Genomic DNA, 15,228 nt, shown 5'->3' on the forward strand with positions numbered 1-15,228 from the left:
CAGAAGAGAGTGAACTTTAATGTCCATGCGATCCAGCTGTCAGTATGACCGAATCCGGTGACGATGGGGCACACACTGAACAAAGCGCAGATACTATCGAGGAAGGGAAATCAGCGTGGCAAGCCACGGTCGATGACATGAACGGAATGGCTGCCGAGCTCGAAGAAGAGGGGTGGACGGCGACCGCCATCGCGGCCGACGATACCGCTCCGAATCCGCCGGAGGCGGGTGATACCGACCGATACGGCTTCATTCACGTGATCGCAGATAACGACGCTGAGGAGTTTTCCGAGACGTTCGAGCGCGGCCACGAGGAAGGCGGCGGCTTTCCGGAGTACGAAGTGTATCAATCCGAATCCGGCGGACGGATCTTCCAAGTGACCGTGTTGTACGATGAGGTGACAGCCAGCGTGATCCTTCTTGCTGGCAACTACGAACCACAACGGGCGCAGGATCTGATGCAGACCGCAGCCGAGCGCGAGGAGTTGTACACACACGTTCAAACCCTCGATAAGACGGTGTTGGGCAGTTTCCGACATGAGGGGTGGGAGATCTTCTTCCCGAACGTCGAGCAATGACTCGACGTGCGGCTCTCTACAACGGAGTCGCTCTGACACACGGACGATAATATTTTATACGGCGTGAGGTGACTACTGACACGGATCATACACGCGTTCACTCACTTCAAGAGATCCCACGATTCACCGAAAGTGTGTAAGGTCTTTGTAGTCTCGCGGCGACGAGTCGATATGGACGTAACAGACGCGATGACACCGCGTGAAGAATTGGTTACGGTGTCACTTCCAGGGTCGCGCGATGCTGCGCTCGAACACCTCCGCAAGCGCGAGTTTTCATCCGTTGCGGTGGTCAAAGAGGAGAACAGCGATGAGACGTTTCGGGGGCTGATCTCCCGTGAGGCACTGATCGAAAACCCCGACGAAGATCAGCTCGCGCTGTTAGTGGAGGAAGGCCCGACCACATCCTCGGACGCGAGCTTAGAAACGTTGGCGGAGATGATGGTCGAGACCGGTGCCCGCCGTGTACCGGTCGTCAACGGTAGCGGATTGAACGGCATCGTCACGATCACGGACGTTATCGGAGCCATCGCTGAAGGCGCTGCTGACGGTGAACGGCAGGTGTCGGAACTGGCGACGCGGTCAGTGAACGGAATTTACAGCGGCTCGCCGTTGCGCGTCGCAGAGCAGGAACTGCGGTACGCCGACACGCCGTACGCGGTCGTCATTGATGACGCGGCGGAGCCTGTCGGCATTCTCACGGACGCGGATTTGATCGCGGTAGCCGAAATCGTTGAGGGTGAAGACGATACCGGTGGCGCGATGGCGGGTGACGACGACGAGTGGATGTGGGAAGGGATCAAGACGGTTGGAAACCGCTATTACCCCACTCGGAACGTGGAGTTTCCCGACGGCACGGTCGCTGACTACATGAGCGACGATCTCGTCACGGTCTCGCGCACGCAGACCGCGCGTGAGGCCGCACAACTCATGGTCCGTCACGACATCGAACAGATCCCGCTGATGAGCGGCGGTGAACTCCTCGGCATCGTCCAGGATATGGACCTCCTTCACGCAGTATGAGTGATCGACTTGTCGAACTTGCAAAGCGTCGCGGCTTTTTCTTCCCGGCCAGCGGCGCGTACGGCGGCACAGCTGGGTTCTACGCGTACGGTCCACAAGGGGCGGCGCTGAAGCGCAATCTGATCGAATCGTGGCGTGAGCAGTTCCTCACCAGAGAAGGCCACATGGAGATCGACGCGCCGACGGTTATGCCCGAAAGCGTCTTCGAGGCCTCCGGACACCTCGATACGTTCGACGACATGATCATCGAATGTCCGTCGTGTGGGGAGAGCCACCGTGCGGACCACCTCGTCGAAGACGAGACCGACATTGACGACGCTGAAGGCATGTCCCTATCGGCCGTCGAGGAGATTATTGCCGAGCAGGATCTCCACTGTCCGGACTGCGGGGCGTCACTCGCCGGCATCGAGGTGTCGGCGTTCAACCTGATGTTCGGAACGAACATCGGTCCCGGTTCGTCCTCGCCGGGCTATCTTCGGCCGGAAACAGCCCAAGGGATTTTCGTGGAGTTTCCCCAGCTGAAAGAGTACGCGCGCAATCAACTCCCCTTTGGCGTGGGTCAGATCGGACGGGCGTACAGAAACGAGATCAGCCCACGGCGCTCGATCGTTCGGGTTCGGGAGTTGACACAGGCCGAACTGGAACATTTCATCGATCCGGAAACAGACAAGCCGCCGTTGTCGCGGGTTGCCGGCGTGGACGTGCCGTTGTACTCCGCGGCGGCCCAAGCGGACGACGGAGAGATCGAGACGATGACGGTCAACGATGCGGTCGAGGCGGGTGTCGTCAACGACTGGATCGCGTACTACCTCGGCGTGGCGGCCGAGTGGTACGAACGGGTGGGCGTCGACATGGACCGGTTCCGGTACCGTCAACATCAGCCTGAAGAGCTTTCACACTACTCTTCGGACTGTTGGGACGCCGAAGTCGAGGTTGATGGCAACTGGATCGAACTCACCGGCTTTGCCTACCGGGGATCGTACGATCTGTCCAAACACGACGAGTACTCCGATGAGGAGTTCACCCTGTTCAAACAGTACGACGAGCCGATCACCGTCGAGCGGCCGACCGTCGATCCGGACATGAGCGTGCTCGGTCCTGAGTTTGGGAGCGAGGCCAGCGACATCGCTGAGGAGCTACAGCGACTGGCCGAAACCGATCCTGACGCATTTGAGGGCGAGACTGTGACCGTCACGATCAACGACGAGGATCGGACGGTCCCTGTCGACGTGACTGGCTTTGCCGTCGAGGAGGTGACCGAATCCGGTGAGCACATCACCCCGCACGTCATCGAACCGTCGTTCGGCATCGACCGGCTCATCTACACGGTGTTAGCACACGGCTACCGAGAAGATGAAGTCGACGGCGAGCCACGAACCTCACTCGCACTACAGCCCGACATCGCACCGACGACAGTGGGCGTGTTTCCGCTGATGGCGAAAGACGGGATGGCCGAGCGTGCTCAGGAGATCGTCCGACGGCTCCGATCAGAGGGTTTCACCGTGAACTACGACGATTCGGGGGCGATCGGACGGCGGTACCGTCGACAGGACGAGATCGGGACACCCTACTGCGTCACAGTCGATTACGAATCACTGGAGGATGACACCGTTACCGTCCGTGAACGGGATTCGACCGAACAGGATCGGGTGGCTGTCGACGACCTGTGTTCCCACCTCAGATCACGCAGCGCAACGCAGTAGATGCATCCCGAGATCCAACGACGGCTGGTGCACGCGTCTGGCGTCGTGATCCCGTTTTCGTATCTTGGCGGGATCATCACGTGGGAGCACGTGCAGTTGCTGTTCGTCCTCTGTATGCTGAGTGCGTTCGTTCTCGAAGCGCTCCGGCTCACTGGATTCCTCCAGTGGCAGATCTTCGACACGCTCACCCGCGAGTACGAGCACGATCACGTTGCGGCCTACGCGTTGTACATGATCGGCACCACGGTCGTCGTGTTAACCGTCCGTCCGGGCGTTGCTGTTCCTGCCCTCCTGTTGCTCATGATCGCTGATCCCGTGATCGGCGTGCTCGGCTCCGGTGGTGGACTGACGATCAAACCGATCCGCGTGTTGGCGACGATGTTTGCCCTCTGTACGCTCATTGCGCTCCCGTTCGTCCATCTGGTTCCAGCGATCTGTGGGGCGTTCGCCGCAACCGTTGCCGACGGGGCAAAGCCGGTCATCGCCGGCTACGTGATCGACGACAATCTCACCATCCCACCGGCTGCTGCGGTTTCGATCATTGCCGGTCAGCAACTCCTTGAAATGAGCCATTCGGTCGGCTTCTGAGTGTCGCCACCGTCCAGGGGAACGCTTATGCGCCGGAGACGACAGCATTACGCTGATGGCGGCTGTTGATGAGGACTTCAATCTCGATCTCGATCATCCACTGTTGACGCCGGGACTCCTCGAACGCCGAGAGTACCAGCTACAGTTGGCTGACACGGCCTACACCCAGCACACGCTCGTCTGTCTTCCAACCGGACTGGGCAAGACGACTGTGAGCCTCCTTGTGACTGCGTATCGACTAGACGCGTGCGCTCGATCTGGACCCTCCGATGCGCAAGCTTCTGATCGGACACCGGTGTCGTTACTGCTCGCACCGACGAAGCCGCTGGTGTCCCAGCACGCGTCGTTTTATCGAGAGGCGCTCTCGATTCCTGAGGAGGAAATCGTCGTCTTCACGGGGGCTGTCTCACCCGAGGATCGGATCGACCTCTGGGACCGAGCGCGCGTCGTTGTTGCGACGCCCCAAGTGGTCGAAAACGACCTGATCGGTGATCGGATCGATCTCACCGATGTCGTGCATCTCACCTTCGATGAATGTCACCGCGCGACCGGCGAGTATGCCTACAACTACATTGCTGAACGCTACCACGCGGACGCCGCTGATCCACTCGTGACAGGAATGAGTGCTTCCCCTGGCGGCGACAACGAGGAGATCCTCACCGTCTGCTCAAACTTGGGTCTCACAACGGTCGAAGTGATGACCGAAGACGACGCCGACGTGAACGCATTTACCTATCAAACCGACGTTGAGTGGGAACGGATCGAACTTCCTGAGGAGGTCATCGAGATCCGCGATCTACTGAACGGCGTGATCGAGGATCGGCTCCAACGGCTGAAGTCGATCGGGGTGACCGAAACGACCAGTTCAGGACTCGCCCAGCGGGAACTCAACGAGATCCGGAGCAAACTCCAGCGGCTCATCGATGCCGACAAATCCGACGGCTACGAGGGGATGTCCGCCCACGCCGAGATCATGCGGCTCAGGCGGGCTGTCGAACTGGTCGAAACACAGAGTGTCGAGTCTCTGCGCCGATATTTCGAGCGCCAACGCAACGGAGCGCGTTCATCGGGTGCCTCGAAAGCTGCACAACGGTTCGTCAGTGATCCAGACGTGCAAGCCGCGATGAAACGCGCCGAGACCTACGACGACCTCCATCCGAAGTTTCGGCGGGCGCGCATCCTGCTGGCCCAAACCCTCGGTATCAACGACGGTGAGCGAGTGATCGTGTTCACCGAATCGCGTGACACCGCCGAAACGCTCACCGACTTCTTTTCTAATCACTTCGAAACAAGGAAATTTGTCGGCCAAAGCGACACCGACGGTTCGGACGGCATGACACAGACCGAACAGCAGGAAACGCTAGACGCGTTCCGCGACGGGGCGTTCGAAGTGCTCGTCTCTACGTCCGTCGCAGAAGAGGGACTAGATGTCCCGGAAGTCGATCTCGTGTTGTTTTATGAACCCGTCCCGAAGGGAATCCGGTCAATCCAGCGCAAGGGCCGAACCGGCCGTGGTCGTGAGGGGCACGTGGTCGTGTTGTTGGCCGAAGACACGCGTGACGAAGCGTTTTTCTGGATCTCGCGCCGCGAGGAAAAGCGGATGGAAGAGGAACTTCGTTCGCTTAAAGACGGTGCCGGGGAACTCCGAGACGAACTCGGGCCGTCCACAGCGGAAACGAAAAATTCCGAGGGACAGTCCGATCTGGAGTCGTTCACGGCAGTGCCCGACGGCGACGCGTCTCAAACCGACAGCGATCGAGACGCTGGTGTTGCGTCGACTGCCAGTCCCACCGCCGAGAACGCCGTCGAGATCGTGATTGACCAGCGAGAGCTGGACGCGACCATTGCCCGAGACCTCTCGACTCGCGACGGTCTCACAACCCGACTCGAAACCCTCGATGTCGGTGATTATGTCCTGTCCGACCGTGTGGTGGTCGAACGCAAGTCGGTCGACGATTTCCTCGATACGATCGTCGAAAGCGATCGGTCGTTGTTCGAGCAGATCCGGGACGCCACTCGAAGCTACGCCAGACCGATCTTGATCGTCGAGGGCGAGCAGACAGCGCTGTTCGAACGGCGCAACGTCCACCCGAACGCGATCCGTGGTGTGTTGGCGTCGCTCGCTGTTGATTTCGGAATCAGCGTGCTGTACACGCAGGACGAAACAGGAACGGCCGACCTGTTAGAAACCATCGCGCGCCGTGAACAGGAGGACACCGACCGCACCGTGAGCGTCCACGGCGAGAAAAGCACGAAAACCCTCACCGAACAACAGGAGTACGTCGTCAGCGCAATCGCGGAAGTCGGTCCCGTGACGGCCACTGCGCTCCTCGAACAGTTTGGGAGCGTTGAGGCAGTGATGAGTGCCTCGGCTGAGGACCTCACGTCGGTGTCGGGTGTCGGTGACGTGACTGCCAACAGGATCAGAGACGTCGTCGGAAGCGAGTACGCCTGATCAGCCTGTCCACAAGCCCCGGACCCCGAGGGTTTATTATGATATTGAACAATATGAAGGTGTATGAGTGGGAATAACACGACGGCATCCGGGACACAGTTTGCCGCGATCGATTTTTCGATCGACAAGCAGGCAGTGATTGTAGGGGCCGTACTCGGCGTTCTCATCAACATGAGTGCAATGTTAGTACCGGTGCTCAACTACGTCGGTGGGGGTGTCATCGCGGGATTCGTCGCCGCGTACATGGTTGGCGGCCCACGCGGGTGGCTCCACGGCGTTATTGCTGGCACTTTCGCGGGTATCGCAGGGGGAACGGTCGTCATGTTCACCGGCGCGTTGATCGGACTGTACACCGAACCCCCGACGCTGCTTCAGGAACTGTTTGGTATCATCAGTCCCGTCTTCAATGGAGCGGGGGTTCTCGAACCGCTGTACATCGGTCTGGGCGTCGCAGCGTTCATCCTTGTCGACAGCCTCATCGGCAGCGCGATCGGTGGACTGCTACGCACGCTCGTCGACGTACTGTTCAGGCGCTGACTCACTGAACTATTCGGCTGTCGGTCGGCACTCACGCCGTCGTTATCTCCCATCTTCATTGTATGTAATAAACGACCCTCTTATTCCCACAAGAGATTTTTATAAGAGCAGGAACGCGCGAGAGTATGGAACGTACCATTCGGTCGTTGTTTGCGATCGAGACCGACATCGACATCGGAGATATCGAAGCCATCCTCGGTGGAAGCCTGTTCGGCGCGCTGCAAGCGAACGTCATCCTTCACCTCGGTGATCTCGAAGCGCTCAAACTGCTCGGGGCAACCGTCGGACGACCAACGTTGCTAGCCGGCGCAGGACTGTTGTTCGTTTACGGTGTGGTACTCGCGTTCCCGTTTCTCGCGTTCGTTTCGGGATCAATCAACGCGTTCGTCACTCGGGTCATCATGTTATCACGCAACAGTTCGCTGTTACAGAAAGTACTCGTGCCGCTCCTCAACGTGTCCGCGCTCGGCGTGACGCTGTTCGCACTCGGACAGATCTACGGACTCCTCGTCGGTGTCGTCTTCTTCGGCGTGCTCGTCCAACTGTGGCTTCTCTTCATCGGTGGACCGAGCGCGCTGCCAGCGCTGGGACTCGTCTCGCTGTTCGCGTGGATGACGTACGGTGGAATGATGGGTCTCGTGTACGGTCTCGCTATGGAACGGTGAGAATCCCGACCGGACTACTATTTGTCTGACCTGATTTCGAACGACGACCCGGTAACGCCCCCGAAAAACGCCGCTCAAAGATGACTGAGGATACGTCACCGAAAATCCATTAGGAAATATGATGGGCAACTATGGTATTAAATAGCCGCGTATGTCCGGGCAAAAGGTCTAACTGAGTGACATAGAAACAACGGTCGGGTCGATGGACACGCGAGACAGTGGGTTACACGGGAATTCGATCGTTCGGGAGGCCATCCGTAGATTGTCGTGTGTGAGGAGGCGTGAGGGAGTCGCTACGAGACGTGTTTGTTTCGGTGACTATATATGGCTTCCCTCCATCGACCGACCAGGTACGCACGACATTAACAACCATGTACAACAAGCGCACGTTTGGAAAGGGAATGGGTGCATCGATCGGACTACTGGCTGTGATTGCGTTACTCATCATTTCTACGGGGTCTGCGTATGCCGTTCCGCTCGCCGGTATCGGTGGGTTCACGATTCAGGCAGACCAGCTCACTGCTGAGTCGGCGTATATCTATCCAGGAGTCGATGACACCAGCAATCAAGACGCCTATCCGATGGCAGTGATTGAGCAGAAAGACGTCAAAATTGATGGGATGAAGCTCATGAAGTCGCTCGATGTGAGCGCGGTGCCCGGACTCAGCGGTAGTGCTCGGGTCGTGATGACATCTAGTGACACTGTAACAGCAGATCAGCAGATGGTCAAGGTGAGCAACATCGAAGCCGACACCGCGGAGTTCAACCAGCAGGTTATCGACGAGTCCAACTCGAACAACCCATCAGACCAGTTCGGCATCTGGGCGGGTGACGCGTCGAAGAATCAGGACAAGCTTCAGGATGGAAAGATTGTCGACATTAGTGGCGATGGCCCGGCTCAGAAGCTACAAGGAGCAAACATCAAGGCGCACTACCTTGCGTCTAGTTCGATCAGCATTCCAGGTCTGAGCCTGCAAGTCCAGTACGACCAAGACGGTGACGGTCAGTACAACGAGTAGTTGGTAGGGCCTGCCAACTTCCGTTAGAACAGCATCACAGCGATCATGATAAATACAACCTATGGATTCATGAGCGACCGACGACAACGACTCGAACAGTGGCGCCAGCGTCGTCCGGTGCTCGGTGGCGTGTTCTTGCTTCTCGGGAGCGTGTTCATGTTTTATGTACCGATGTTCATCGCAAAGGACACGATTTTCATCGGGGGCAACACGGTCGCCTACATCGGACTAGTGAACGCTTCGTTCATCTTCTTGATCGGGGTGTTTTCCCTAACGAAGCCGGAGTACTCCACGATACTCGGTTACGCCGGTGTCGTGTTTTCGTTTACTTCATTGATGGGGACGCTTGGGGGATTGCTTATCGGGATGATATTCTCGCTCATCGGGTCGAATCTCTGTATTGCGTGGGAGTCTGAGCTGGTCGAAGAGAACAGTCCGTTCAGTTGGAACGGCAGCACGGACGTGGATTCAGATTCGAACGATGAGGACGCTGAGGACATGGGCGTTTCCGGGCTCGTGAATAAGTGGCGATAAAAATGTCGATGGACAGCTTAAAACGACGAATCCGGTCGGTCGGGCCGCTCCGCGCCGCGCTTGCGTGTGGATTTTCGCTATTACTCGTTACGAGTGGAAGTCTCGTGTTCGTCACGTCGGCCCAAGAATCGCCTGATGGTGTCGATGACCGCGCGACGTTCACTGTTCGAACGGGCTCGATTCACCCGGATATAGCAGATGCCGGACAGATCTGTGCGGAGAAAATCGAACCCGACGTGAACAAGGTCACAGTCTCCGATTCGACATTGAAAGACGTCGATATTTATGTCGGAAAGGAAGGGAGTATCGAGTCCCATATCAGCTTCCCAACGGGGGACGTGAGCGGGAATCTCGTCTTGTACACGAACGGCGAGAATCCGCTGGTCAACACACTAGCGACGCTCGGCATTTGTCTCCCGCCGGGGGTACCGAACCCGTTGCCGACGACGCTCAAAGCCTACTGGCTCGGTGTCGACAACTTAGAGACGGATGGGCTTTCGATCTCGTCTGGCGGTGAACCACCGAGCGTCGGTGGCCCAGAACTCTCGGACGTTCTTGCGGAGACGAACACGTCCAAATCTGAACTCGGGATCAACAACTCTACTGAAACGAACACCACCAACGAGACGCTGACTAACGTCACGAACACCACCAACGAGACGCTGACTAACGTCACGAACACCACCAACGAGACGCTGACTAACGTCACGAACACCACCAACGAGACGCTGACTAACGTCACAAACACCACTAATGAGACGCTAACCAACGTCACGAACACCACTAACGAGACGCTGACTAACGTCACGAATGAGACGACAGCAGTAGAATCAGGGACGAATGACACGGCAACGCCGACAGCAACAGACGCACAGTCTGAGGCTGTCAGTCAGGGGACCGACGTTCAGGCAGAGTCGCTCCAGAACACCCCTGACCGAACCGATCGGAACACCTCCGAACCAGATGCGACTGAAACCGAGGCAGACGCGCCAGAATCACCGTCTATTCCGACCGGAACACCCCAGCCGACGACGACTGATGATGAAGATGACGGAATCCTGTCTGGCATACTGGGACCGTTGTTCAGCTAACTGGCAATCGTGTTCTACTCCGTTTACGGTTTCTGAGAAAGCGTATGTGTGTTCGTGAGAATCCCTAGTCGTACAGAGGATCAATGACGGACAACATCACTGCTGAGACGATGGATATCGAACGCGCCCAAACGGTGGCGCGGCGCGTGATCGAAAACGTAGAGCAGGTGATCGTCGGGCAACACGAGGCCGTGGAACATCTCGTCACATCGGTGTTGGCAGGGGGAAACGTTCTACTTGAAGACATCCCAGGAGTGGGTAAGACGATGCTCGCTCGGTCGATCGCTCGGTCGGTCGATGGCCGATTCAAACGGATTCAATTCACACCGGATCTCCTCCCGAGCGACATCACTGGCGCGAACGTGTTCAATCAGAAAACGCAGGAATTCGAGTTCCGCAACGGACCGATCTTTGCGAACGTGGTCCTTGGGGACGAGATCAATCGCGCGCCTCCCAAAACACAGAGTGCGCTGTTAGAGGCGATGGATGAGGGACAAGTCACTGTCGACGGCGAGACGCATCCGGTCCCATCGCCGTTTACCGTCATCGCCACGCAGAACTCCGTCGAAGACGATCAAACGTACTCGCTGCCCCTAGCCGAGATCGATCGCTTCATGAAACGTCTCCATCTGGGGTATCCCGATGAACACGAAGAAACCGAACTGTTGGGGCGAGTCACCGGCGAACATCCGATCGAGTCGCTGTCTTCGGTTGCCACCATCGACGACATACAGACGGCACGACGCGCCGTCTCGAACGTTCGAGTGGAGGACGCTATCCGGCAGTACGTCACCCGACTCGCGCGGTACACGCGGGATCACGCACAGCCGGGTGCGAGTCCACGAGGATCGGTCGCGCTGCTCCACGCGGCTCAGGCCCGAGCAGTACTCGATCAACGGGGGTACGTGATTCCGGAAGATGTTCAACAGGAAATACGTTCGGTTTTTACCCACCGGATCAGACCAGTACCGAGTGGCGACGCGCCAGCCTCTATCGTTACCGCTGCGCTCGAATCCGTCGACGTATGAATCTGACACGACGCGGAGCTGTAGTCGTGGCTGCTGCCGTTGTTGGGGTGATACTTGGGGCGTCGTTCGGTGCCCGTTCGCTCGATGTCGTTGTCGTTCCGGCGGTTGCCGTGCTCGCGTTTGCCCTCGGTCAGGTCACATTGGCCGATCGGCCGACGGTCGAACGGACGAGTACCGAACCGGGAATGCCGGGGGACACTCGCACGATTGGCCTACAGATCGAGACGGACGCGATGGCAACGGTCACGGATCGGATCGACGGCGTCAGTCCGGAGACTGTTGAGATGGCCGTCAGTGACGACGGATCGGTCGAGTACGACGTGACGTTCATCCGTCGAGGCGTCCATTCGGTCGGGCCGCTTTCGGTCACCGTGTGCGATCCTCTCGGATTAGTCACTGAGCGATACCAGTACACCGATTTCGATCCGATACTCGTCTACCCTGATATTCACCAAATCGCCGCAACGGATGTGTTCGCCACCCTCACAGGCGGGGACGGAGTGCCCGAACGCCAAGAGTTTCAAGGGCTTCGGGAGTACACGCCGGGCGAATCGCTCCGCAATGTCCATTGGAAAACGAGCGCCAAACAGCAGGACCTTTTCGTCGTCGAACACACGCGAGAGAGCGAGTCCAGCGTTTCGGTCGTCGCTGAATCGCTCAGCGGAGCGGAAAACGCCGACGCAATGGCGCGTGCGGCCGCAAGCATCGTCTGTTTTCTACTCAGAAACGGCGTCAACGTGGGGTTGACAGTTCCAAACAGTCGCCTCGAACACACACAGACCACAACTCGACAGTCGGTCCTTGAATTCTTCGCAAAAGCCACGTCGGGACGCGTTCCGACTGCTCGCACTGAATCAGCCGACGTCTGCGTACGCGGTGAACGCGGCCACGCAGTCGTGGAGATCGACGGTCACCAGATTCCATTCGACCGATTGGTCGACTACCGTCACTCCGGGCGCCGATCGAGCGAACCGGCATTACACGCCGTGGACACGACACCGGGTGGTAACTCGTGACGACTGTTACTGACAGACTCGACCACGATCGGATACCGTGGCCATGGCTGTGTTCGCTGGCTGCTCTAGCGGTTATGAGTATATCCTACCTCTGGGTGTTGTATCGGGCGGTCGATATCGACGGCGATCCGGACTTGTTTTTTCTGGTCGTCTGTGGGGCGCTCGTTACCGGACTCCTCCTCGGTCGGTTCGTGGGTCCCGTAGTCGCGTATCTCTGTGTCGGTCTGCTCGCAGCTGGGGGAACCATGCTGTACGCATCCACCATACCGAACGGCTATTCGATCATCCTCTCTATCGACGCGTTCCAGACAGACATCGTGGCGTTGCTCACGGGACTGTCGATCATCCAGATCATCAATGCAGGTGTTTGGGCCACGGCCGTCGCTCCCGTTCCAGTGTTTCTCACCGCGTATTTCACCGCCCGCCACCGCTACGGTCAAGCGACGTTCGTCGGCTGTCTGGCGCTCGGATTCTTGATTCTTACCGGAGACGTAAACACGACGATCGGTCTCATCGGTGTGCTCGGTGCCACAGCAGCGGTCGGGTTCGGGGATCTCGCGCGCCACAACACCGATCTCTCGGGGGCGAGTGCGCTCCTTGTCGTGCTCGCGGTGATCGTCGTACTCACGTCATCTCTCAGCCTCGTTCCTGGCGGAGAAAGCACCCCGATACTCGGCGGATCCGACGGGGATCGAGCGCAAACGGTCGAAGGCAGTCTCACACGCGCCGATTCACAGCTTTCGATACAAGGCTCGATCAGCCTCGATCCCGAAGTGCGGTTCTCGATCGAAAGCGACCGGGAAGCGTACTGGCGCGTCGGTGCCTACGACCGGTACACCGGCACAGGATGGGTACGGACGGCCGACGATCGGTCGTACAACGGGTCTCTCTCGAAACCGCCAGGAACGACTGACACTGTTCGCCAGCGAGTTCGCGCCGAATCGTCAATCTCGACCATGCCGGCGGCGTGGAAACCGATCTCCGTCGAGAATCGATCCCCACGGGTGACGGGCTTCGATGGATTGCAACCGTCCGAACAGCTCGACGCTGGAGACAGCTACACGGTTACCAGTGCTGTGCTGCGGACTGAGCCTGCTGTGCTCCGCAACGCGAGCACCGGCTACCCCGACGGCCTCCGACAGCGGTACACCCAACTCCCGGACAGTACGCCCGACCGGGTCGACGCGTACACCGATCGCGTGACCGCAAACGCTGACAACAGCTACGACACGGCACGGGTTATTGAACGCCACCTCCAGAAGAACTGGAACTATTCGCTCGACGTGCAGCGCCCGGACAAACACGTCGCCAACAATTTCCTGTTCGAGATGGAACGAGGCTACTGCACCTACTTCGCAACGACGATGGTCACGATGTTGCGCACCCAAGGGATCCCGACTCGACTCGCGGTCGGGTATGCGCCGGGGGAATCAGTCGACGGAAACCGGTGGGTCGTCCGCGGTCTCGACTCGCACGCGTGGGTCGAGGTGTATTTCCCCGATCACGGATGGGTGCAGTTCGATCCGACGCCGGCCACCCCCCGTGAGCAAGCGGAACAGACCGCCGCTAACACCACGGATTCCGAGAACGACAACGCTGGATCGACGACACCCTCCCCGACTGATCAGACTGACCGGAACGAAACATCTTCAAACGCGTCACACACGCCGACGCCAGAGAACCAAAGCCAGTCGAACACCGATGGAGCCAACGCTACGAACTCTCCGAATCAGGCCCTTCCTCCCGATCAGGACAGCACTGAGCGAGACAATTCCGAAGACGATCCCTGGATTGTCCTCCCGACATGGGAGCAAATCCTGTTCGGAATGATCGTGGTACTCGGGGTCGTTGCAGCGATACGCCGGAGCGGCGTTACAACACGGGCGTATCGCGCAGTATGGCTCCGTCGTCAACCACGCAGCGATCCCGAACGCGATATCGAACGCGCGTTCGATCGGTTAGTGTACCTCCTCGAACGCGAGCACCGGCCGCGACAACCCGGTGAAACGAGACTACAGTACGTTCACGAGGTTGGTGAACAGGCAGATCGACGCATGGCAGAGATATACGAACGAGCCGTGTACGCCGGCGATCCATCCCAAGCCCTTGCCGATGAAGCGGTAGAGATTGTCAATCGGCAAGTTAAAAGATGTTCGGTCATATAACTATCATTCCTCCAATTAGGTGTACAGGGTCAAAATCGGGATGAACGGTCGACAGTGTTTAATAGGCCCATCGAGTAGTCCCGTCTGTAATGTCGGAAGTCTGCTCGACGTGTGGATTGCCCCAGGAACTCTGCGTCTGTGAAGACGTTGCCAAAGAGTCCCAGGAAATCACGATCCACATCGACGAGCGCCGATACGGAAAAGAGGTAACGGTCATCAAAGGGTTCGATCCGCGGGATGTCGACATGGATTCGCTGTCGTCGGACCTCAAATCGAAGTTTGCGTGTGGCGGAACGGTTGAGGATGGATCAATCGAACTCCAAGGAAACCATAGCGGCCGGGTTGAGGATTTCCTCCGCAAGCAGGGATTCAACGTGGCCTAGCATACTCTCTTCTGTAGCGTCAGTTCGACTTCGAGAGCGGTCAGTTTAAAACGGGGCGTTCGCCCCGCCGTCGGTGCTCTCGGTGAGTGCGTACTCCCACCCATCGAGTCCACCGGCGAGGCTTTCGACGGTCGTGTCGCTTGTTCCTTCGTAAGAGGCGATGAGTCGGGCGGCCTGAACCGACGACTTTCCGAGCGGACAGACCGTGACGATTCGATTTTCGCCGTCGAGTTCTTCAACGCGCTGTGGCAACTCTTCGAACGGGATGTTGTCACTCCCCGGTATGTGACCGCGTTCGAACGCACCAGATGAGCGAATATCAACGATCCGAACGTCGTCGTCGGCTTCAAGTGTCGACTGCAGTTCCTCGGCGGTAATCTCTCCGTCCATATTCTGATCAATCCGACGAAAACGGATATACTGTGGGTTCCGCTCCGATACCGGTT

Annotated in this window: 15 protein-coding genes; 14 read left to right on the plus strand and 1 reads right to left on the minus strand. The window is 58.2% G+C overall.

Annotated elements, in window-relative coordinates:
• Positions 1–44: 44 nt before the first annotated feature.
• The 14 genes from EIK79_RS13495 to yciH all read left to right on the plus strand — a co-directional run bounded on the left by EIK79_RS13495 (position 45) and on the right by yciH (position 14,782).
• Positions 45–578, plus strand: coding sequence for a DUF7529 family protein (locus EIK79_RS13495; protein WP_124955636.1), 534 nt, complete (start codon positions 45–47; stop codon positions 576–578).
• Between the two features lie 171 nt (positions 579–749).
• Positions 750–1,598, plus strand: a complete 849-nt coding sequence (locus tag EIK79_RS13500; RefSeq protein ID WP_124955637.1) for a CBS domain-containing protein — start codon at positions 750–752, stop codon at positions 1,596–1,598.
• Positions 1,595–3,301, plus strand: coding sequence for a glycine--tRNA ligase (gene glyS, locus EIK79_RS13505; RefSeq protein WP_124955638.1), 1,707 nt, complete (start codon positions 1,595–1,597; stop codon positions 3,299–3,301). Before EIK79_RS13500 ends, glyS begins: the two co-directional genes overlap by 4 nt.
• Positions 3,302–3,889, plus strand: a complete 588-nt coding sequence (locus EIK79_RS13510; RefSeq protein ID WP_124955639.1) for a diacylglycerol/polyprenol kinase family protein — start codon at positions 3,302–3,304, stop codon at positions 3,887–3,889.
• A 55-nt stretch (positions 3,890–3,944) separates the two neighbouring features.
• Positions 3,945–6,344 (plus strand): DEAD/DEAH box helicase, encoded by a 2,400-nt coding sequence (locus EIK79_RS13515; protein WP_124955640.1) that lies wholly within the window; start codon positions 3,945–3,947, stop codon positions 6,342–6,344.
• Between the two features lie 63 nt (positions 6,345–6,407).
• Positions 6,408–6,881, plus strand: a complete 474-nt coding sequence (locus EIK79_RS13520) for a hypothetical protein (RefSeq protein ID WP_124955641.1) — start codon at positions 6,408–6,410, stop codon at positions 6,879–6,881.
• A gap of 125 nt (positions 6,882–7,006) precedes the next feature.
• Positions 7,007–7,546, plus strand: a complete 540-nt coding sequence (locus EIK79_RS13525; protein ID WP_124955642.1) for a hypothetical protein — start codon at positions 7,007–7,009, stop codon at positions 7,544–7,546.
• 371 nt (positions 7,547–7,917) lie between these two features.
• On the plus strand, positions 7,918–8,565 hold the full coding sequence (locus tag EIK79_RS13530; RefSeq protein ID WP_124955643.1) for a DUF6230 family protein: 648 nt from the start codon (positions 7,918–7,920) through the stop codon (positions 8,563–8,565).
• 69 nt (positions 8,566–8,634) lie between these two features.
• Complete coding sequence (locus tag EIK79_RS13535; protein WP_124955644.1) at positions 8,635–9,099, plus strand: DUF6114 domain-containing protein; 465 nt, start codon at positions 8,635–8,637, stop codon at positions 9,097–9,099.
• An 8-nt stretch (positions 9,100–9,107) separates the two neighbouring features.
• Positions 9,108–10,190 (plus strand): hypothetical protein, encoded by a 1,083-nt coding sequence (locus EIK79_RS13540; RefSeq protein ID WP_124955645.1) that lies wholly within the window; start codon positions 9,108–9,110, stop codon positions 10,188–10,190.
• A gap of 83 nt (positions 10,191–10,273) precedes the next feature.
• Positions 10,274–11,218: an AAA family ATPase gene (locus EIK79_RS13545; protein WP_124955646.1), complete on the plus strand. Its 945-nt coding sequence runs from the start codon at positions 10,274–10,276 to the stop codon at positions 11,216–11,218.
• Complete coding sequence (locus tag EIK79_RS13550) at positions 11,215–12,234, plus strand: DUF58 domain-containing protein (RefSeq protein ID WP_124955647.1); 1,020 nt, start codon at positions 11,215–11,217, stop codon at positions 12,232–12,234. Before EIK79_RS13545 ends, EIK79_RS13550 begins: the two co-directional genes overlap by 4 nt.
• Before the next feature lie 74 nt (positions 12,235–12,308).
• On the plus strand, positions 12,309–14,399 hold the full coding sequence (locus EIK79_RS13555; protein ID WP_124955648.1) for a transglutaminase TgpA family protein: 2,091 nt from the start codon (positions 12,309–12,311) through the stop codon (positions 14,397–14,399).
• 89 nt (positions 14,400–14,488) lie between these two features.
• Complete coding sequence (gene yciH, locus EIK79_RS13560; protein WP_124955649.1) at positions 14,489–14,782, plus strand: stress response translation initiation inhibitor YciH; 294 nt, start codon at positions 14,489–14,491, stop codon at positions 14,780–14,782.
• Between the two features lie 45 nt (positions 14,783–14,827).
• Here yciH and EIK79_RS13565 read toward each other — a convergent pair whose 3' ends face one another.
• The gene (locus EIK79_RS13565) at positions 14,828–15,199 is read right to left on the minus strand and encodes a rhodanese-like domain-containing protein (protein ID WP_368276877.1); all 372 of its coding nucleotides are present in this window, start codon (positions 15,197–15,199) and stop codon (positions 14,828–14,830) included.
• Positions 15,200–15,228: the final 29 nt, after the last annotated feature.

The organism is Halocatena pleomorpha (assembly GCF_003862495.1).
GTDB classification, from domain to species: Archaea; Halobacteriota; Halobacteria; order Halobacteriales; family Haloarculaceae; genus Halocatena; species Halocatena pleomorpha.